The following is a 21,172-nucleotide window of genomic DNA, read 5'->3' as shown; positions in this document are numbered from 1 at the left end:
CAAACTTATACATTTGAAGGTGCGCGGAATGCTTCTTTTTTTAATAATAATTCGTACGTGTCCGGTCTTCTGTCACGCATAAACTGAAGCAAATTACGTGTTGAATCAATTTCTTTTAAATTAATCTCTTGAATCAAAATTCCTTCTTCATCCGTTAAAGCTTGTAGAATTTCTCCCATTGGATTGCTTACAAAACTCCCTCCGTAAAATGTCATTTCTTTTTCAGTTCCTACTCGGTTCACCGCAGCAACAAAGACTCCATTTGAAATACCATGTGCTGAAATAGCTTTTTCCCATACAGGACGAGTTGAAAGCTCAGGATGATCAGGCTCTGAGCCAATAGCAGAAGGATAAAATAAAATGTCCGCTCCTTGCAGTGATAAAATTCGTGCCACTTCTGGAAACCACTCATCCCAGCAAATTCCCACTCCAATTGTTCCATATTTTGTTTCATATACAGGGTATCCTGTATTTCCTGGAACAAAGTAATATTTTTCATGATAGTTCGGCCCGTCAGGAATGTGGTTCTTTCTTGTAATTCCTAAGCAAGTTCCGTCCGCATCGAATACGGCTGCACTATTAAAATAAACGCCTCTAGCAGCTTTTTCATAAAAAGGAACAATTAACACAACTTTCAGATCTGCTGCAAGGTCTGCCATTTCTTTTAATACGGAGCTTTCTGATGGTATAGCCAGTTCGTATCTTGCAGGTGACACACTTTGAGGGAAGTACTGAGCATTAAATAGTTCTTGTAGACAAATAATTTGAGCTCCATTTGCTGCAGCTTCTTTAATTTTTTTGAGCGTATAGTTAATATTAACTTCAATGTTTTCTTCACACTTAACTTGAATAAGACCAACCTTTACTGTTTCTTTCATTTTAATCTCTCCTCTTATATTAGAAATTTCAGATAATTAATAATGTACTTTATCAAGATATATGTTCGGTTTTGGGTTGGTTTGGCTCTGTTTTTTCATTAAAAGTAAATTGCGGCGGTGCCTTTGTAAAAAATGACGTCTTATATAATAGATAAATAAAGCCTATAACAACCCAAATACTCCCTAAGGAGAGAGATTTTATATCTAAGCTTGTCCATAACCAAATTGTAAAGGCTCCTCCAATAATGGGACTGATTAAATAACGGCATGTGCCTTTAAAATCTCTTTGTTTTCGACGAATATAGTAGTGAAAAATAACAGAGATATTTACAAATGTAAAAGCAATTAACGCGCCAAAATTGATAAAGGAAGCAGCTGTAACTACGTCCATTACTAGTGCGTTTAATGAGAGTACCCCAATAAAAATAACGTTTCGCGATGGTGTTTTATATTTTGGATGTATATATGTAAATAGTCTTTTAGGCAACATTGATTCTCTGCCCATTGCATAAAGCAGTCGTGAAGCACTAGCGTGTGAAGAAATTCCTGATGCAATCGTTGAAGTGATAATTCCGGCAAGAAAGACGGATGAAAAGAGCGTTCCTCCAATATAAGCTGCTATTTCAAACGAAGCTGAATCTACAACTTTAAATGAATGATAGTTTGGATAAACAAGCTGGGTAATGTACGAAACGAGTATAAAAAGTATTCCTCCTATAAATGCTACAAGAATAATAGCCTTTGGTACATTTTTCTTTGGATTAATCGTTTCTTCAGAAAGCGTAGTCACAGCATCAAATCCAAGGAAAGATAAGCAAAGGATTGAAGCTCCTGAAAGAACAAAAGAGAAAGAATCCTCTGAGTCAAAGAGCTGTAAAGAAGAAAAGAACACAATATCACTTTCTCCTTCTATCATTTTCTTAATAGATAAGATAACAAATAGAGCTGTTACAAGAAATTGAAAAAGAACAAGTATCCCGTTTACTTTTGCTGTCATTTGAATACCAAACACGTTTATACAAGTAATGATAACAATAAAAAGTAGAATCCAAAGAGACGATGGAATAGAGGGAAACGCAGCCGATAAAAAAGTTCCTGCTAACAAAAAATTAATCATTGGCAAAAAAAGATAATCTAAAAGCACAGACCAGCCGACAAAAAATCCTATATGAGGACTTATAGATTTTTGAGTATACGTATAGGCAGAGCCTGATAAAGGATATTCTTTAGCCATATGCCCGTAGCTGTAAGCCGTAAATAACATCGCTGCAAGAGCAAAAACATACGCCATAGAAACCATGCCATGCGTAGTTTGAGCCACAACTCCATATGTAGTAAACACCGTCATTGGAGCCATATATGCAAGCCCTAAAATGACAAGTGATCGAAGCGTTAGCGTACGGACAAATGTAGCACTTGGCTTACCTTTCATCTTGTCCCCTCCATTCAACTAGTATAATTCTCATACACTCCCCTTCTATTTTAATATACATAAATGAATGACTATCATTCATTTATGGTTAATGTAATGGAAATTTATAAATAACACAAGAATAATGAATGACTATCATTCATTATTCTTCTATTATAATCGATAACTTTTTCTTTGTCTTCACTTTTGTCAGAATTTTTAACATATTAAATCACTTAACTATATATTCTATTTTATAATCTCCTAAAACTACAATTCATCAACCATCACTTTCTTGCATCCCATCATCCTGTGCATATCAAGTCTAATAACATTTCTATAGGGTTTGGCTAGCTGTAGTAGTTTAACATCGATTCTGAATCTTCCGCTTTGTCACTCTAATAAACATAAATAAAACTGTATGCATAATTAGCAACCCCTATAAGGATATATACGTATTTTTTAATTTACTTTTTATCGAAATTTGTCGAATATTTTTAGGGTAATTCAACCTATTTTTATGGTAAAATTTAAAAAGATATTCGTTATATAGTATCATTTTTATGATTACGTTCTTTAAAAGAAACAAATGTAGTGAACTTAACTTGTTCAGTTAAAGGCAAACTAGTTGAAAGGCTGGGACGCAAAACCTCAGGTCTAAGGTCATAGGACTAGGATGGCTGGGTTTCCTGATACATCAGGAGGTAAAGGAAAACATGAACAATCAGCGTGTCGTTACTGGAAGTATTGGAGCTTCGTATATGAGGCCGCGCATCGTGGCATTTATTCCCGCGCATAATGAAGAGAAATCAATTCGCGACTGCTTGGCAGGGTTAGGCGATCAGCTTCTTCCGAATAATGTGGAGCTCGATGTATTTGTGATTGCAGATAACTGTACGGACCGCACGAAAGAAAAAGCGGAGCTGGCTGGAGATGAATTTGATTTAAATGTAAAAGTACTGGTCACTGAAAATAATAAACAGCGAAAAGTCGGCGCGTTAAATACGGCTTGGAAAAAGATATATGGAGATACACTAGATTTATATAATACGACGCTGACTAAATATCAGCAGCTGTATAAAGAGTCGATTAAAGCGATTTTAGGAATGGATGCAGACAGCCGCTTGGCGCCTAAAGCACTCATTAATTTATGGGAAGATTTAATGACGTCGCGAAACATCGGCGGCGTGATGGCGAAATATACGATGAGAATGCCTGAAAAGAAGAACTCTCTTTCAAAAGATGATGTGCATTACGAGGAAAAACTGGCAAGCGGCGAGTACGGAGGACCGATAGCCCGGTGGTGGACACATCAGCAAAAGCAGGATATGGCAAGCTGGCTGTTAGATCTTCAGTACCACGGCGGAAGCACGTATGTACTCGGCGGTCAGGCTACGCTGTTTCGCCCTGAAGCGCTTCAAAATATAGTGGAAGAAAATAAGCTTGACGGTCCTTGGCAAAATGACAGCGACGTTGAAGATATGCTGCTGACGTGGCAGCTGCAAAAATCTAATTGGAAAACGTTAATTAGTCCAGGAGCTCGCTGCTTTGTGGACTCGATGAGAAGCTATCACACGTACCGTGAACAGCGTAATAAATGGAAGTCCGGGACCGTTGATTTACCGACAAACGGAAACTTTGACGTCAGAACCAAGCATAAAGGAAAGCTGTGGCGTTCACAGATTAAAACGCTGTGTGATTTACTCATTCGCCTGCTGTTTATTTTATTTTTATCCGCTGCGCTTGCGACCGATCAATTTTACTGGTCATGGCTTTGGTTAATTCCGATTGTGTTGGCTTCTGTGTTAAATATTATGCTCGCCGTCAAAACTCCGATGCACAGGCCGATTGATGTGATACTGGCCGGTCTTTTGATTAGTCCGGAGATTTATTTATGGGTGAATTTAATTACGTTTAGTCAAGTATGGCTAGAAAGACTTGCGGCTAATAAAAAAGACGGCTGGGCGAATCAATATAACGCAGAAAACGGAAAAACGCGCAGTAAATTAGGGCAAGGCATTTTAATAGGCTTTGCGTTTATAGGAATGATTGTTGTGCTGTGCATCTATTTCCGTGATTACTTAACGAGCCCTTCTGTACAACAAGCCATTTATCCGTACTTAATGAACGGCTGGATCTTGCTGACGTATTTGACAATCTATCAGTCTCTTTATATGGTTTATCAAATTTGGACGCTTAGAAAACATATTCAAGCATAAAAAAGTGATGTCTCGACAAGACATCACTTTTTTTATAGAAATCGTACCTTTAAATATTCTGCGATTTTTTGAGGAGCAGCTGGCTGGCTGGCAATATAGCCTTGAATAAATGAACATTCATGCTGTTGTAAAAAGGACAGCTGCTCTTTTGTTTCAACGCCTTCTGCGATCACTTTCATGTTAAGAGCGTGAGCTAAGTACAAAATGCTTTTTGTAATGGCCTGCTGCTTTCCTTTATCAATCGCGTGTCGAATAAACGTTTTGTCGATTTTTAACGTGTTAAATTCGAAGTCTTTTAAATGTGATAACGAAGAAAAACCGGTACCAAAATCATCTAAAGCAAACGTTACGCCGATTTGCTTTAATTCGTCCATGACTTTCTTCACATGTTCTTCATACTGAATAATGGAACTTTCCGTCACTTCAAATTCAATGAATGAAGGGTCGATTTTGTAACGGGCTAACGTTTTTTGAACGTGTTCTACAAACCCTCGTTTTAGCAAATGTTTAGATGAGACGTTAATCGAAACGGGCACGGTTTGTAAGCCTTGACTTTTCCACTGCTGCAGCTGTTTACAGACATGCTCGATCATCCAGTCGCCGAGTTCAATAATTAAATTGGTTTCTTCCGCTAATGGAATAAAGTCTCCTGGTGATACGCGTCCCCATTCCGGGTGATTCCAGCGAATTAACGCTTCAATACTGTCAATTTCTCTGCTGTTTGTATGAACCTTTGGCTGATATTCAATAAAAAACTCATCTTGAAGAAGTGCGTTGCGCAGGCCTTTTTCTAGATGATAGCTTTTATACGTCTCGCTGTCCATTAACGGAGAATACAGCTGCCAGTCGCTTCGTCCTACTTCTTTTGCACGGCGCGTAGCAAGGTTGGCATTCGTCAATAGCGTCTTTGCATCTTCACCGTCATGCGGGTAGATGCTGATTCCTATACTTGCTGTGACGTATAGAGAAAAGTCGTCAATGGTAACTTCTTTTTCGATTTTTTGAAAAAGAGCAGCGGCTAGCTTTTGACACTCATTTATGTGTGCCAGAGATAAGAAGCAAATCGCAAGCTCGTCTTCTCCTACTCTGGCTAGCATCACACCTGGCGCCACGAACTTTTTTAACCGATTGGCGATACACTGCAGCAAGCGATCGCCTACGTCGTGGCCTAATGTATCATTAATATGTTTAAAACGCTCCAGTCCTAGATGAAAGACCGCTAATGATTCTCCACCTTTTTTCATCTGTCGAATGAAATTTTTTAATTTTTTTTCAAACTTTCTTCGATTCGGTAAGTTCGTTACATAATCATGAGTTGCAAGATATTCAAGTTGATCCATATACTTTTTTTCTGCGGTGATATCTTCAATAATACCATCTATGCGCACCAGCTTGCCGTTCTCGTCAAGCGTGGGAATGCATCGATCTTTTACCCATTTCATCTCTCCCGTTGTCGTATAAATCCGATACTGCTGACGAATCGTTTTTCCTTTTTCTAATTGATGTTGCGCTTTTGCAACAGCTGGTTTATATTACCAATGAATAAAACTTTCCCACAGATCTCTATCTTCTAAAAATTTAATCGCATCTTCTCCGTAAATGTTGTTAACACCACTGGAGCATACAATCACTTTATTGCTTTGTACATCAACCGACCATATTCCAGCGTCTAAATTGTTATAAATCGTTTGAAACTGCTGTTCTTTTTGCTTTAATTTATTCGTAATTACTTTCGATTCTGTAATATCATGAACAACGCCAATCAGCTGTATGACGTTTCCTTGCTCATCTACTACCGCATCCGCTTGTTCAAACACCGTACGTTCTTCACCGCTAGGCCGCATCAGTGCGTATTCAATTTTATAGCTTTCTCCCGTTGAAAGTGCCTCCATAACCGCTTCTTCTAACCTTTTTTGATCACGGCCGTTGATAAATTGAAGAACGTCTTTAAAAGAGGGAGTGAAGAGCTGATTGGGGTTTAATCCGTAAATATTATAAAGCTGATGAGACCAATAACTTTCATCTTCCATAACGTCATAACACCAGCTTCCCACATTCGCAAGCTTTTGCTCCATTTTCAAATGCGTTTCTAATTGAGAAATGTGATTAGAGCGCTCTTGCTCTTTTGAATGATCTCGGCAGACGGCATAGACACCTGCTACTTGCTCACTTACGATAATAGGGATTAGGGTAATATATAAATGAAGTTCTTTTTTTGTTTTGTGGTCGATAATCGTAGAAAACTGAACTTTTTCCCCTTTTAAAGCACGTTGAAAGAGATTTTGTGCTTGCTGTTGTTTGGATTTATGTATAAGAGCTGTCAGCTGCTGGCTTTTTTCTTTGTGTTCGTTTCCTGTTAGCTTGAAGGCTGCTTCGTTGCTAAACATGATGTCTCCTTCACAGTTAATGAAAAAAATACCTTCACTGTATTCTTTTAAAAGCTGTGTGTTCAAACGATCAAGATGTTTCATTATCATGATCGACTGCTCCTTCTCCGTGTTTTTATCTGGCAAGGTCCCATTTTACCTCCTTTTATCTATTTCTTCTATACTATTATAATATAAGTTGCATTTGACATATATTTTATCCTACTTTCCCAAATTGAGGAACTTTCTAGGGGAAGAAAACCAAAAACGTTTTTTAAAACTTTGTTGTTTGGTAAAATAAAACATGTAAAGGAGGGATAATGTGACTCAAAGTGCTACAAAACATGATCTATTTTCTAGGGGTTCTTTTCAAATCGCTACTTTTTTACTTCTTTTCTCGCCTCTTTTTACTCGTTTGTTTCAGCAGAATGTATGGACATATATAATGGTTTCTTCTATCATTGTTCTTTTTAATTTCATCATCGAGTATATTCTAGTAAAAAGAATCAGCGCTGCTCCTAAAAACTACATTGCTTTTTTCCAAACGGTTTGTCTGCCCCTGAACACACTGCTTTTATGTTTTTTCTACTATGTTACGTAAAAAGCATCTATCGATTGGATAGATGCTTTTTGATATTATCACTCATTCAAAAGACTCGATAAATGCTTGGCTACAACCGCTCCTTGACCGGCTGAAGAGCTGATACTAGAAAACAAGGGAGTCGTGCACGCGTCTCCAATTGCGTAAATATGTGGGTTACTGCTTTGATGCACTTTATTGATAACGATAAGCCCGCTTTGTGTAGTGGTGACTTTTTCTTTAATGAGTTCAACATTGGGCGCTACGCCTAGTCTAATCAGCACTGCGTCTACTAATAAGTTCTGGCATTCTTTGTTTTCACTCTTTAAATCGATAGATGTGACGTGATGCTTTCCATGGATAGCCGTCACTTCGGTATCTGTTATCACTTTAACATCGGGGTTGGAAAGAACTTTTTCAACGTATTGCTCTCTTGCTTTAAAATGCGTAGAGCGATGAATAAGATACACTTCTTTTGCTTTTGATGCTAAAAGATGTGCTCCTTCAAAAGCCCGGTCTCCTCCGCCAATAAGGGCAACTTTTTTACCTTTTAACCGTTCGCCGTCTGCTGAGGCAGAATATATTTCTCCTCGGTCAATCATTTGCTGTTCACCAGGCACTCCCAGCTTTCGCTGACTAGAGCCCGTCGCTAAAATAAGATACGTATAGCAAATTTCTTTTTCTGTTTCTTGCTGCTTCACTTTTACTGTTTTAGAGCGTTCGTTAATGGAAAATACTTTTGTATTCACTTCATATAAGCAGCCCATATCAATAAAATGCTGAACCATTTTACGCTGCATCTCTATTCCATTTTCCGCTTGTATCCCGGGATAATCGATAATCTCATTAAAAATAGTAAACAGCTGTCCGCCTAATTGTGCCTGCTCTTCAAGAAGCAAGCACTCAACGCCTAACCTTTTACACCACACAGCAGCAGAGATGCCAGCGGGTCCTCCGCCAATAATCAGTACATCAACGTGTTGCATACCACTCACCTCGCTTCTGCTTCTCAGCTTATATGCCTTTTATTTCTTTACATTTGTCTTTGCAAAAGAGATAAGAACTCTCCTCGAACCTCTGGTTTTTCCATAAATGTTCCTCGAACGGATGAAGTGGCTGTAGAAGCTGAAGACTTTTTGATTCCTCTTCCGCACATACACATATGCTTTGCTTCAATAATCACCATAACTCCTTTAGGCTCTAACACCTCTTCGATTGCATCTGCAATTTCATTCGTTAAACGTTCTTGAACTTGAAATCTCTTTGCGTATCCTTCTACCGTACGAGCGATTTTAGATAGACCTGTGATTTTTTTATCCGGTATATACCCAACGTGAGCAACGCCAAAGAACGGCGCGAAGTGATGTTCACACATTGAGTGAAATTCAATATCTCGTATTAACACCAATTCGTTGTGATTCACATCGAATGTTTTTTCCAAATGAGCTTTCGGGTCTTCTCTGTAGCCTTCCGTATATTCTAAAAATGCCTTTAACACTCGGTAAGGAGTCTCTTCAAGGCCGTCTCTTTCCGGATTATCTCCGCATAAATCGATCAGTTCTTTCACCGCATTCATAAATGTGTCAGCTTGACCTATTTTTTTATCTATTTCAGTTGAATTTGTGCCTAATGTTTCTAAAAATTTTTGAGCAATTAAATTTTGTGTACTAAGTGCCATCTTTTTATGTCCTCTTCCCTCTTCTTAGTAAGTTTATTTTCAAATGATGTTTTTGCTTCAGCTATTTAAAAACGCTGCTTCAAAATCTTTTGCAGCAAGGGGCTTGCTAAATAAGTACCCCTGCATGTGATCACAGCCATTTTCTATTAAAAATGCTTTTTGATATTCTTCTTCTACACCTTCTGCGATTACCTGCAGCTTTAAGCTTTGAGATAAGCTGATAATCGCCTGCGCAATTTCACTGTTGCTGTAATCTTCTTGAATATCTTGGATAAAAGACCGGTCGATTTTCAAACAATCGATTGGTAATTTTCTTAAATAACTTAACGAAGAATATCCGGTTCCAAAATCATCGATAGAAATTGATATACCATATTTCTTTAACTGATGTAAAGCTTTAATTGTTTTTTTTACATGCATACGCAATTTCTTCTGTTACCAGCGTGATTTCCCTTTGGTTAAATTCTGTTAATCTATTTTTTGATCGAATGTAGTGCAAGGTGTTATTCGCTAGTAGAATACACAATACCAGCAAAGTAAAGAATACGGATAACTTTTTCTTTATCGACACTAGTGATGGCCTCCTGTTTAAAGAACTGATCCGACAGTTTTAAAACCTGCCTATGTGCTCTAGCTTTACATCGGATTATATGCTTTAATTCCCACAAAAAAAGAATGAACTCATACAAAAAACCAACCGCTTTGGTTGGCTCTATTCTTAACTAATTACAAAACATATTAAATAAATACTTTTATTTACATGGGTAGAACAAATTTGTATTCTTATAATATTTTAACTTTTTTTCTCAAAATATCAATGCCTGATACTCCACACGGCTGAAGCCGAGGGGTTCTAACTCTCTTACCTTCTTCTTTGCCCGGCAGCCACAGTTCATACAAGGGTATGCTCGGCTTTTAGGGTACAAGGCACTGGGTAGGCTTTCGTTAGAACATTTACAGCCAAAGCAACCTCTGTTGCCATTGACGACTGTATCTTTAGCTTTCACGAGCTCGGTGGTATCACACCGCCATCTGTACTATTTTTTATTACGTAGAAAAAACGATTCCCGAATTTAGAATGAGCTTTTTCTGACTTAAAATCGTTTTAATAAATTGATCGTGCTGTGTCTTAAACTGTTCAAACGTTATATTACATCTTTCTCGACTTTAAATAGTTGCCTAAAATAGCATTGTACATAACTCGACAAATCTCTAACTCTTTTTCAATGACAGAAAACAATAGTGCATGCTCTTTTAACTCTTGAGTTAATACAAATGTAGGGGACTGCTTTTTAGCCATTCATTGCACCTCCAAACCGAACGTATGTTTCTGTTATTATACATTCCTGGAAACAAAAAAAGCAAGAGAATTTTCTCTTACCGTTTCCGATACTTAAGATACTATCACCCTTTGGTTATAAAACGACACAATGTATTTGGCCTCACTTTCATCCCACATCTAAAGGAGTGGGCTTTCTCGTTCGAAAAATCTGTAAGTTTTTTCATGGTAAGCCTTGACCTGAAACGCGTTTCATACTTTATGCTGTATTTATTCCCATCAGCCAGCGTGACACGAAGGGTGGCGTTACGGCTGATATTTTATCCATAAAAAAATCCGGTATGTTCACCGGATTTTTTTGATGTATTCCTACATATTCATTTCTTTTTTATACACCAAGTACGAATACAGATAAGGAATCGCCACACAAAGAACGATACTAACCCACATGACCATTGACTTATATCCATCAGGTAAAAAAGCGCTAATGAAGATTAGCAGTCCGCCGATAAAAAAGAGCTTTCCAGATAAACGATGCGTCTTTTTCCATACGGTTTCATTGCTTAGCGTCCACGGTGTACGAATACCCATAAAATAGTTAGAGCGAACGCGCTGCAAGTAGTTTCCGATAATGATAAAAATGATTCCAACAACAATTGGAACAATGTACGACATCGGCACATTATAACCAAGCCCCTGTAAAATGGTACTCATATTTATAAAAAAGAATAATAGCAGCACGGCATTTAAAAGGATGTTATACGTTTTTGAAAAATACTTATAATTTTCTTTTCGAGGGTCAATTCGCGGAATGAATGCGATTATAAAGTAAATAAGTACCATGATTCCTACTGTTAATATCATTGCATTTATCTTTGTTGCAAATCCGTCTGCTTCCCCATTTGCTCCCCAGTGAATGGGCATCGTAGCTGGAAGTTGCGGCAGTGCAATCAGCCATACCGCCAGCGTTAAGAGGGTAATACCTAAAGGAAATACGTGCTTTTTCATTTAATTCTCTCCTTTCTGAAAGCTGAAAAACCAGCCGATTAAATCTTGAAAAACGGTTGTATTTAATGAATAAATCACAAACTGCCCTCTTTTTTCATCTTGAACGAGGTCCGCTTGCTTCAAGATTTTTAAATGATTTGAGATGCTTGGTTTGGTCATATTAAAATACTCGGAAATTTCTCCTGCGGTTAAATCCCGCTCTTTTAGCAGCTCTAAAATCTTTCTGCGAGTGGGATCCGCTAAGGCTTTAAATGTTTCATTCAATTGAAGTTCATCTCCATCATATTTAAGTATTTAGATAATTATCTAAATATTAAACTATAAATTATACTATGTCAATATTTTGAAAAGAGAACAGCTACATTTGGCTCATTTTTTTGTTTCTTCAAAGCAGTCCATGCATACAAACTGCGCTTCTTGATGTAAAAAAGCTTTAATTTCGGTCATGCCTCTTTTACTTGGATACTTCATCCGCACCCATACTTCTTCATTGGGCTGAATTTCTTTTTGACAAACAGAACATAGCTCTTTTATTCCAAACATACTACCCCTCCATCCCTTTGTATAACTATACGTTTTACTAGCAAAAAAGTTTCGTAAAAAAGCCCGCTTGAAGTAAGCGAGCTTTTGAACATTTTATAGTGGCGTTACATCTTCTTGCTGTTTTTGCTGTATTCTTTGCTTTTTCGATTTTCTGAAATGAAGCAGCTCATATACAACCGGAATGACTACAAGCGTAAGAAGAGTCGCAACGGCCAATCCTCCAATCACCACGACTGCTAGACTTTGAGAAACAAGGCTTCCGCTTTCGCTTTGTTTAAATAAAAGCGGCAGCATCGCACAAATCGTAGCAGCAGAAGTCATGACAATCGGACGCATACGCGTAGCGGAAGCTTCAACAATGGCATCGCGCATAATCATTTTCTTTTCATTTTGCTTAACGCGGTCTAATAGTACAATTGCATTGGTCACGACGATACCAATCAGCATCAATGCGCCTAATAAAGCCGTTACGTCTACTGTGATACGGCTGATTAATAACCCTAAAACGGCACCGATAGCTGCAAGCGGAAGTGAAAATAAAATCGCAAACGGTGTACGGATCGTTTTAAACGTAATCACCATAATTAAGAACACAATACCAATCGACACGAGCATTGTAATAAACAAGTCAGAGAAATCGTCTCCTTGCTGAGTGCTTGCTCCGCCAATTACAACGTCAACATCTTTTGAAATCGATAGTCCTTTCTTCTTACCGTCTCCAAAAATCGTTGTTTGAATGTCTTTATTAATCTCTGAAAGCTTTTCTGGATCTACATCCGCTGTTACTTGAATATAAGGGTCTCCATTTTTATGAAACTGATTTGTTGGCTTTTCATCTTGCTTTAGTGAAGCTACTTTTAAAACAGGTGATGCTCCGGTTTCCGTCATAATGGAAATATCTTTTAACTCTTGCGGTGATGTTGGATTTAGTACAGATTCAAGAAATACGTTTGCTTGTTTGCCTTCTAAATCCACTGTTCCGACCGGCGTTTTGTTCAGCATAACGCCAAGCTGCTGCGCTACTTGCTGAGTATTCGCTTTTGTTGGATCTACGTCTAAAGAGTAAACGGTTTTCTTTTCATCTTGATTGGTAGAAACTTTGTCTATACCTTTTATATCGCTAATTTCTTTCTTGATGCTGCTTGCTGTCTTTTCTAATTTATTCATGTCGTTTCCAATAACATCAACGGTAATGGAAGTAGTGGAAGCTCCCATTAGTGAAGCAGCACTGACGCTAAGATCCCCTCCGTCATAGAGTTTCTTTTGATTTTCAATTCGGTTCATCAGCGAATCAATGTTTTTACTGTCTTTTACTAAAATCGTATACGTGGCTTCAGTAGGCGAACCAACGTCTCCCCACTTTGCTCCTTCGTCCGTATTACCAAGCTGCATATATACATCTTTTACTTCTTTTTGAGCTAAAATATAGCGTTCAAGCTGCAGTGATTTTTCTTCTACGGTTCCAATTGGCGTATTATTTGGGTAGCTTAACGTTGTGCCTACAAAGTCAGATGAAGAGTTATCCACAGCTCCTTTAGGCATCAGCGTGTAGGCACCAATGGATCCTACAAATAAAAGCAGCGAAAGCAGCAGCACAACCCATTTATGATTAAGCGACCATGTAATGACCTTTGTAAAACGAACCGGCTGTTTGTGCTTGCGAAGTCTTTCATTTTTTAATAATCCGGCGCTCATTAACGGCACAACGGTAAGTGCCACGATTAATGAAGACAGCAGCGAGTACGTCAGCGTTAAGGCAAACGGAAGCATAAAGTCTTGAAGCCCTCCGTTTACAAGGCCGATTGGTAAAAAGACGGCCACTGTCGTTAACGTAGAAGCGGTAATAGCAGAGCCTACTTCTTTAGTTGCATCAATAATTAGACCAAGCGAAAATTCTTCTTTTTGCATTTTCCGAAAGATGTTTTCAATAACAACGATGCTATCATCTACCAATCTCCCAATCGCTACCGCTACTCCACCAAGCGTTAAAATATTAAGCGTGACGCCTGATTTTGATAATAAAAACAGCGTAAAGCAAAGCGATAAAGGAATGGATACAATCGTAATAAACGTAGAGCGAACGCTGCGTAAAAACAGCATGATTACAACGGTTGCAAAGAATGCGCCAAGCAACACCTCTTTCATCATCGAATGAACAGAGTTTTGTACGCTGTCACCCGTTGCAAAAAACACGGAAGCATCCACATTCTTGTAGTCTTTGCTAATTTGTTGAGACAGTTTTTTCACTTCTTTTGTAATGCTAACGGCGTTTGAGTGACTGTCTTTTGTAACAATAAGTAAAAGTGCATCTTTTCCGTTAATATGCGTCACGACGCCTTCAGGCTTTTTCACCTCTACTTTTGCAAGGTCGCCCAGTTTTACATTCGGTACAACCGGCAGCTTTTTCACTTTATCCAAGCTGTCAATTTTACCTGTTACATTATTAATGACTTTTTCTCCAACTGCAAGGGACGTGTTTTTTCCTTCTAACACGCTGATGACTTTATCAATGGTCACGTTCTTTTTGGACAATTTCTTATTATCAACCGTAATAGACACATAGGAAGCCGCTGTTCCATACGTTTGAACACTAGCAATGCCTTTGACGTCTTTATATTTAGGAATTAGTTTTTTCTCTGCAAGATCTAGATTGTCTCTTGTTAATCCTTCTTTAAATGTGAGTGAAATATCTGCGATGGGAATCATAGAGGTATTTAATTGAATAACATTAGGTTTTGATACATTGGTTGGAAGCTGCACGGAAGATAGCGCTTCTTGGACATTTGTTTTTGCTTCTTTCATATCCGTTTTGGATTCAAATAAAATATCGATTTTGGAATAGCCGTCTCCTGTTGTCGAATACACGTTGCTTTTTCCTTTAACACCGGCTACCGCTTCTTCAATCGGTGACGTAACTTGTTTTTCCATGGAATCTGCATCCGTTCCTTGGCCCATAACTACTACTGACACTTGAGGCTGATCAGCGGTCGGCAGGAATTCCATCGGAAGTGTAAAATAACTAATGACTCCTAGAGCTAAAATTAAAATAGACATAATGGTGATAGCCGCTTTGTTTTTAAACGACCATTTGGTGAGCCATGACATAAAATTTCCCCTTTCACTTTTCCGTACGAACTTAGTCAAACATTTCTAAAATATGCTAAATAACTACTAAATTATACCTAATGTTTCTTACCATTTAAAGACTTATTTTTGTAAAAAGTCCCATTATTTGAACAAAATCGTTTATGTATATGCTTTTGGTTATATAAGCAGCCTCTTTACAGAACAAAAAAAAAGACACCGATATCCGGCGTCCCACATGTAGTAAGTGAAAGAAGAAGAAGAATATGCCTAAGATTTTTCAGGCAATTCTATGACCTTATTGTGTTTCTTCCCGTTTTTTTATGAAATAAACATATTTAGCGTAAATTCCCTTAACTAGCAGCTCGATTGCGCTTTGATTCCGTATCGTTTTGAATTTTTAAGGAAGTTAATAAAGCCACGATGCTTCCTGCAAAGCCAAATAAAAACAAGTGATGAATGCCTGCCATAAAGCTTCCGCCTGAAGTCAGCAAAGCACCCATAATGGTAACGCCGATTGCTGTTCCCATGTTTCTGCAAAACATAAAAAATGACGTAGAGATACCTCTTTCATGTCCTCCTACTAATTGCTGTACACCAATGACTCCGACCGTAGACAGCAGTCCAAACGATAGTCCTTGCACAATCATGACGCAAAACACATAGAAGAAACCATGACTTTCATTTAGCATCAGCAGCAGCGTTCCCGATCCAACCAGCAGCACATTTCCGATTAACAAAAGTTTTCTGTAGCCGTGTTTTAAAATCCATTTACCTGCAGGCACGGACACAGACATCCATCCGACCGCTGTTCCTAACAGCGCAACTCCGCTCATAAACAGTGACAGATGCGCTACTCGCTGTAAAAATAACGGAATGTAGCTCGACGTACCGAATAAAGCCACTGTACCAATAAACGCATTGATATTAATCCATGACAGCGTTTTGTTTTGGAACATAGACAGCGGTACAATCGGAGAAGCATGTTTTCGTTCATGCAGATAAAAAATAACTAATAAAATAAGTCCCGCGGCTGTATACACAAATCGGTTCTGTTCCACTACCGTAACGAGCAGGAGTGACGTAACGCCCGCTCCAAACAAAATGGCGCCAATGTAATCGACTTTCGCTCTTTTCGGCTCATAGCTTTCTTGATATGGCATTAACGTAAGAAATGAGACAATACATACCGGTAAATTAATAAAGAAAATCCATCTCCACGTTAAATAGTCCACAAAAAAAGCGCCTAAAAGCGGAGCCAACACAGCTGATAATCCCCACATCGTTGTAAACAGCGCTTGAATTTTCCCTCGTTTCTCTACGGGAAATAAGTCTCCGGCAATAATAGCGGGAAACGCCACCATAAACCCGGCTCCTATTCCTTGAACCGCACGGAAAAGAACAAGCTGAATCATCGTATTCGCCACGCCGCAAAGCATCGAACCAATTAAAAAAGCAATAATTCCAAACCCAAATACTTTTTTGCGGCCAAATAAATCCGATAACCTCCCTGCTACTGGAGATAAAATCGTGCTTGCAATCATGTACGAAGCAAACGACCACGCGTACAAATCAAATCTTCCAAGCTCTTTTGCAATAACGGGCATCGTCGTATTCATAATCGTTGAATCAAGCGAAGCCACTAGCATTGCCAGCACAATACTAACCATTACAGACGTTCTGCTTTTCATTTGACAATCTCCTTATCTGTATAATCTGAGCGTCTAGTGTACTCCTCCTTGCCGTTTGTTGTCTATATTTATGCACACAAAATGGTAAAAAGCTTCTCACTTTACTATGAGAAGCTTTTTACCTGCTTATTCACATATCTTCTTGAACTTTCTCTTGATCAGATAGTTCTTTGTTTCGAGCCATAACAGCAAATCCAGCCATTATAATAATACTGCTTGAAATTCCGTATAGAATTGGAGTGGTAGAAGAAAGTCCTTCAATCAATAGACCTCCAAGTACCACTAGCGTACTGACAACAATAGCCGAAACCCCTGCTTTTGGATGAATGTCTTTCCAAAACAGCGACACAACAAACGGAACAAAAATGGCTCCTGATAAAATAGCATACGCAACGTCTAAAGCGACAAGTACGTCTTGAATCCAAAGAGCAAAAACAATAGCAAGCACGCCGACAATAAGGGTATTGACGCGCGTTAAAATTAAATAGTTTTTCTCTGAAATATTTTTAAGCCATACTTTTTTAATAATATCGTTACTAATCAGCGTAGAAGACGCAAGCAGTGTTCCTGAAGCAGTTGACATCAGCGCTGAACAAACACCTGCTAGTACTAAACCTAATAGCCCTTGAGGCAGAATTTGAACCGCAAGCGTAGCAAAAATACTTTGACTGCTTTCTGCGTTTGGCAGCAGCAAATACGCACACATTCCAATCCCACTTCCTGCAATCGCGTAGGCAATGCTGTACACGCCTGCAAAAATGGAGCCGTTTCGCGCAATTTTTTCTGTTCGCGCTGTAAATACTCTCTGCCAAATATCTTGAGAAACTGCCATACCAAGCGTATACAAGAGGAAATACTGAAAGATTTGACCGTATCCAATGGATGAAAAATCAAAGTAAGATGTCGGCAAATCTCCGGCAAGTGTTTTGAGACCTCCTGCTTCTGATACACTCATTGGAAGCATAAATCCAAAAATCGCCACCGTCATCACAACAAACTGAATAATGTCGGTGACCGTTACGCTCCACATTCCGCCTAAAATCGTGTAAAACAGGACAATCGAACCGCCAATTAACATCGACGCAGTCATGTTCCATCCAAGCAAAGCATGAATGATGGTTCCCATTCCAATGACTTGAGTGACCGATACCATTAATGTATAAATAGCGGCAACAACTGCACTGATAATTTGCGCCTGCGCGTTATATCTTTTTCCTAGCAGTTCACTGATAGTGGTTACTTTTAAAGACGAAATCCGCTTGATAAAAATCGTGCCAAGCGTAATGATTCCAAGTCCAATCATCGTCACAAACCAAATGCCAGACAGCCCGTGCTCGTAGCCAAGCTGAGCCGTTCCAATCGTCGACGCTCCGCCTAAAATAACGGCAGACAAACATCCTAAATACATGAACATCCCTAAGTTTCGTCCGGCTAAAATAAACTCTTCTGATGATTTAGCTTTTAACGAGCCAATAATACCAGCTACAACCAATACGCCAAAATAGACAAACATAACCGTCATATCCAGTCCGTTCATAACAGATTCCTCCTTAGTATGGGTCAATCTATCTTTCACTGAAACAAAGAGCTTCCTTGACCTTAAAGCCTTAGATTACGTGAAGACTTGTTATTTCTGTCAATGCTGCATCTAACACGCGAAGACCGGCATCAATTTCTTCTTTTGTAATCGTTAACGGAGGAATCATTCGAATCACCTCTCCACTATTTCCGCAAAGGTAAAACAGCACGCCTTTTTCCAAACATTTGTCTAAGATCTCAAGAAGAAGGTTTCCGTCACCTTGCTTTGTTTTTGGGTTAATAATTTCAATTCCAATCATTAGTCCTACTGAACGGATGCTTCCGATGACTTCATGCTTCGCTTTTAAATGCTGAAGCTGATCCGCTGCATATTTCCCCATTACTTTTGAGTTTTCAACCAGCTTTTCTTCTTTTAATACGTCCAATGTCGCAAGTGCTGCTGAACAAGCGATGGGATTGCCTCCAAAAGTTGTTCCGTGTGTACCAATCGGCCACTTTTCCATGAGCTGTTTGGAAGCTACGGTAGCACTTAGTGGAAGGCCTGATGCTATGCCTTTTGCGATGGCCATAATGTCAGGCGTCATATCAAACGTTTGAGCTGCAAACCACTCGCCGGTGCGTCCAAAGCCGGTTTGCACTTCGTCAAAAATAAGCAGAATTCCGTGTCTGTCGCATACTTCTCTTATTTTTTGCAGCCATGCTTTCGGCGGGATTACGTAGCCGCCTTCTCCAAGAACTGGCTCTACAATCATGCACGCCACTTCTTCCGGCGTTACTTGATGCTTAAACAAAGTGTCAAAATCTTTTTCTAACTTTTCCACGCAGTAGATTTCCGGATCTTCTCCTTTTGGACACTGAGTCACGTCTGCATAAGGTACTTGATACGTTAAGCCCGATGGCTGAAGAAATTTCCGGTATTTGCTTTTTGATGTGGTCACGCTAAGCGCTCCAAGAGAACGGCCGTGAAAGCAGCCTGTAAACGAAACAGCATAAGTTCTTTGCGTAACGTATTTTGCCAGCTTTAACGCTCCTTCAATTGCTTCGGTTCCGCTGTTGGCAAAGAAAAAGCAGTCCAAGCCTCTTGGCAACACTGTTTTTAACTCTTCGGCAAGCTGTAAAATAGATTCGTACATAATAACACCTGACGGGCCGTGCATAAGATGATCAACGCTATCTTTAATCGCTTGTACAACTTTAGGATGACGGTGACCCGTATTCGCTGTTGCAATACCTGATGTAAAATCTAAATACGTTTTTCCGTCCGCTCCGTAGTAGTAGCAGCCTTCTGCTTTTACCACCGGTAAATTAGGATGATCTTTCGCCATGCTTGGTGCTAGTAAATCCGGTAAACTGTTCATTAACTGTGTAAGTGATGCCTGCGTCATATGACTTCCTCCTCGCAATCTATCAAGTAATGTGTTTGTACTTGTTTTACATGCAAAGAGCATGCCAAAAACGTTAAAAAACGGAATGTTTTTTTAATTTTCTAACAACTGAAGGCTGACTGATTCCGAGTGCGTTACCTATTTCTGTTGTGGTTTTGTACCGTTTTCTTGCGTTTACTAATATCTCTTTTTCCAGCTCATTTAACGCATCGTTAAGCTTCATTTCCTGATGTTTTTCAACATGCTGAATTCGTTTTTTTCTATGCAGAGAATGCGGCAAATGTTCCATTGTAATCAGCGTTTGTGAAGACACAACCACCGCGTGTTCAATCACATTGATTAACTCTCTTACGTTTCCTTTCCACTCATGCGCAAGCAGTGCGTGAATAACCGCATTATCAAACGTTCTTTTTCGGTTATATTTCTTTTCAAACTGCTCGGCAAAATGTGTGAGCAGCGGAAAAATATCTTCAGGACGCTCCTTCAAAGATGGAATGGTGATCGGTACGACGCTTAAACGAAAATACAAATCTTCTCGAAATTCTTTTTCAGCTACGGCTTTTTCTAAATCTTTATTCGTTGCTGCAATTAAGCGAAAGTCCACGGTTTTAGGCCTTCTGCCTCCAACGGAGTAAAACTGCTTTTCTTGAATGAGCTTTAAAATTTTCACTTGATGAGCCGGTGACAGCTCTCCCACTTCATCCAAAAAAAGCGTACCCCCATCTGCTAATTCCACTAGCCCCACTTTTCCGTTTTTAGATGCGCCGGTAAAAGCCCCCGCTTCATAGCCAAAGAGTTCAGCTTCAAATAAATGATCTGGAATCGCCCCGCAGTTCACTTCAATAAACGGTCCTTTGCTTCTTGTACTTTTGTTATGTATCAGCTTGGCTAAGTGCGTTTTTCCTACTCCAGATTGCCCTAAAAGTAAAATATTTACGTCCACGTTCGAGACGTGAACCGCCGTACGAAGAACGTGCTGCATTCTGTCGCTGTTGCATACAATTCCTTCTGTTGATAGATTTTGGTTCCTCAGCAGCATAAGCTCGCTCTTTACGCGCTGCATCTCGCCTTCCATTGCATCAAGATACGTTTTCATTTCCATAAGCTCCGTCACATCATGAGAATAGCTGACGATTCTTTTAATCTCTCCTTTTTCATCTTTTACAGGAATGCCTGTAACAAGTACTTGCTTGCCTTGTTTAGTTGTTTGTACAAGCGTAATTTTCTTCTTTGTTTCAAGCACAATTGGCGTGACGATTGGTGTAAACAGCCCTTGTTTTTCAAGTTCATACACAGACTTTCCCAAGAGCTTTTCAGCTTTTACATCGTAAATATTTCCCGTTCCTTCATGTATTCGGACAATGATGCCTTTTTCATCCGTCACAAGCAAATCATCTTTTAATGAATGAAGGATCCACTGATTTTCATTCCATTCTGAATTCATGGCGATCAACTACTTTCTTTATTCATTTTTGAATGAAATACAATTCATTTTTGAATAATGTTATTTA

Annotated in this window: 16 protein-coding genes, 2 pseudogenes and 1 riboswitch; of the genes and pseudogenes, 1 reads left to right on the top strand and 17 read right to left on the bottom strand. The window is 39.0% G+C overall.

The annotated features are described in order from the left end of the window. Window positions 1–5: 5 nt before the first annotated feature. Both M3225_RS14930 and M3225_RS14925 read right to left on the bottom strand, forming a co-directional pair. Window positions 6–878 carry a carbon-nitrogen hydrolase gene (locus tag M3225_RS14930; RefSeq protein WP_251394978.1) on the bottom strand — a complete coding sequence of 291 codons (873 nt, stop codon included), beginning with the start codon at window positions 876–878 and terminating at the stop codon, window positions 6–8. 52 nt (window positions 879–930) lie between these two features. Continuing rightward, window positions 931–2,310, bottom strand: coding sequence for an APC family permease (locus tag M3225_RS14925; RefSeq protein WP_251394976.1), 1,380 nt, complete (start codon window positions 2,308–2,310; stop codon window positions 931–933). A 587-nt stretch (window positions 2,311–2,897) separates the two neighbouring features. Next, window positions 2,898–2,982: riboswitch (cyclic di-GMP riboswitch) on the top strand. A gap of 23 nt (window positions 2,983–3,005) precedes the next feature. Here M3225_RS14925 and M3225_RS14920 point away from each other — a divergent pair. Beyond that, the gene (locus M3225_RS14920) at window positions 3,006–4,508 is read left to right on the top strand and encodes a glycosyltransferase family 2 protein (protein WP_251394974.1); all 1,503 of its coding nucleotides are present in this window, start codon (window positions 3,006–3,008) and stop codon (window positions 4,506–4,508) included. A gap of 32 nt (window positions 4,509–4,540) precedes the next feature. Here M3225_RS14920 and M3225_RS29950 read toward each other — a convergent pair whose 3' ends face one another. The 15 genes and pseudogenes from M3225_RS29950 to M3225_RS14850 all read right to left on the bottom strand — a co-directional run bounded on the left by M3225_RS29950 (window position 4,541) and on the right by M3225_RS14850 (window position 21,105). Then, a complete protein-coding gene (locus M3225_RS29950) occupies window positions 4,541–5,848 on the bottom strand; it encodes a putative bifunctional diguanylate cyclase/phosphodiesterase (protein ID WP_374109837.1) in 1,308 nt (435 codons plus the stop codon). Between the two features lie 39 nt (window positions 5,849–5,887). Further along, a pseudogene (locus tag M3225_RS29945) lies at window positions 5,888–6,007 on the bottom strand (PAS domain-containing protein); the annotation flags it as partial. A 33-nt stretch (window positions 6,008–6,040) separates the two neighbouring features. After that, a complete protein-coding gene (locus tag M3225_RS14910; protein ID WP_251394973.1) occupies window positions 6,041–6,985 on the bottom strand; it encodes a PAS domain-containing protein in 945 nt (314 codons plus the stop codon). Window positions 6,986–7,513: 528 nt separating this feature from the next. After that, window positions 7,514–8,440 carry an NAD(P)/FAD-dependent oxidoreductase gene (locus tag M3225_RS14905; RefSeq protein ID WP_251394971.1) on the bottom strand — a complete coding sequence of 309 codons (927 nt, stop codon included), beginning with the start codon at window positions 8,438–8,440 and terminating at the stop codon, window positions 7,514–7,516. A 47-nt stretch (window positions 8,441–8,487) separates the two neighbouring features. After that, window positions 8,488–9,132, bottom strand: a complete 645-nt coding sequence (folE, locus tag M3225_RS14900) for a GTP cyclohydrolase I FolE (protein WP_013055793.1) — start codon at window positions 9,130–9,132, stop codon at window positions 8,488–8,490. A 57-nt stretch (window positions 9,133–9,189) separates the two neighbouring features. Next, window positions 9,190–9,543: pseudogene (locus M3225_RS14895) on the bottom strand (EAL domain-containing protein); the annotation flags it as partial. A gap of 739 nt (window positions 9,544–10,282) precedes the next feature. Continuing rightward, window positions 10,283–10,432 (bottom strand): hypothetical protein, encoded by a 150-nt coding sequence (locus tag M3225_RS14890; RefSeq protein ID WP_251394969.1) that lies wholly within the window; start codon window positions 10,430–10,432, stop codon window positions 10,283–10,285. A 348-nt stretch (window positions 10,433–10,780) separates the two neighbouring features. Next, entirely contained in the window at window positions 10,781–11,419 is a 639-nt protein-coding gene (locus M3225_RS14885; RefSeq protein WP_251394967.1) for an SdpI family protein, read from the bottom strand. After that, complete coding sequence (locus M3225_RS14880) at window positions 11,420–11,683, bottom strand: autorepressor SdpR family transcription factor (RefSeq protein WP_013055788.1); 264 nt, start codon at window positions 11,681–11,683, stop codon at window positions 11,420–11,422. It abuts the gene before it with no gap. A gap of 105 nt (window positions 11,684–11,788) precedes the next feature. After that, a complete protein-coding gene (locus M3225_RS14875; RefSeq protein ID WP_251394965.1) occupies window positions 11,789–11,962 on the bottom strand; it encodes a Fe3+ hydroxamate ABC transporter substrate-binding protein in 174 nt (57 codons plus the stop codon). A gap of 93 nt (window positions 11,963–12,055) precedes the next feature. After that, window positions 12,056–15,067: an efflux RND transporter permease subunit gene (locus M3225_RS14870; RefSeq protein ID WP_251394963.1), complete on the bottom strand. Its 3,012-nt coding sequence runs from the start codon at window positions 15,065–15,067 to the stop codon at window positions 12,056–12,058. Window positions 15,068–15,399: 332 nt separating this feature from the next. Continuing rightward, window positions 15,400–16,737 carry an MFS transporter gene (locus tag M3225_RS14865; protein ID WP_251394961.1) on the bottom strand — a complete coding sequence of 446 codons (1,338 nt, stop codon included), beginning with the start codon at window positions 16,735–16,737 and terminating at the stop codon, window positions 15,400–15,402. Between the two features lie 130 nt (window positions 16,738–16,867). Continuing rightward, the gene (locus tag M3225_RS14860; protein WP_251394959.1) at window positions 16,868–18,274 is read right to left on the bottom strand and encodes a sodium:solute symporter; all 1,407 of its coding nucleotides are present in this window, start codon (window positions 18,272–18,274) and stop codon (window positions 16,868–16,870) included. 70 nt (window positions 18,275–18,344) lie between these two features. Beyond that, on the bottom strand, window positions 18,345–19,661 hold the full coding sequence (locus M3225_RS14855) for an aspartate aminotransferase family protein (RefSeq protein ID WP_251394958.1): 1,317 nt from the start codon (window positions 19,659–19,661) through the stop codon (window positions 18,345–18,347). Between the two features lie 73 nt (window positions 19,662–19,734). Beyond that, window positions 19,735–21,105: a sigma-54 interaction domain-containing protein gene (locus M3225_RS14850; RefSeq protein WP_251394955.1), complete on the bottom strand. Its 1,371-nt coding sequence runs from the start codon at window positions 21,103–21,105 to the stop codon at window positions 19,735–19,737. Between the last annotated feature and the right edge of the window lie 67 nt (window positions 21,106–21,172).

Origin of the sequence: Priestia aryabhattai (assembly GCF_023715685.1) — a bacterium.
In the GTDB taxonomy this organism is placed as follows: Bacteria; Bacillota; Bacilli; order Bacillales; family Bacillaceae_H; genus Priestia; species Priestia aryabhattai_B.
Note: the sequence above shows the minus strand (reverse complement) of the source record. Positions and strands in the feature narration are given on the sequence as shown.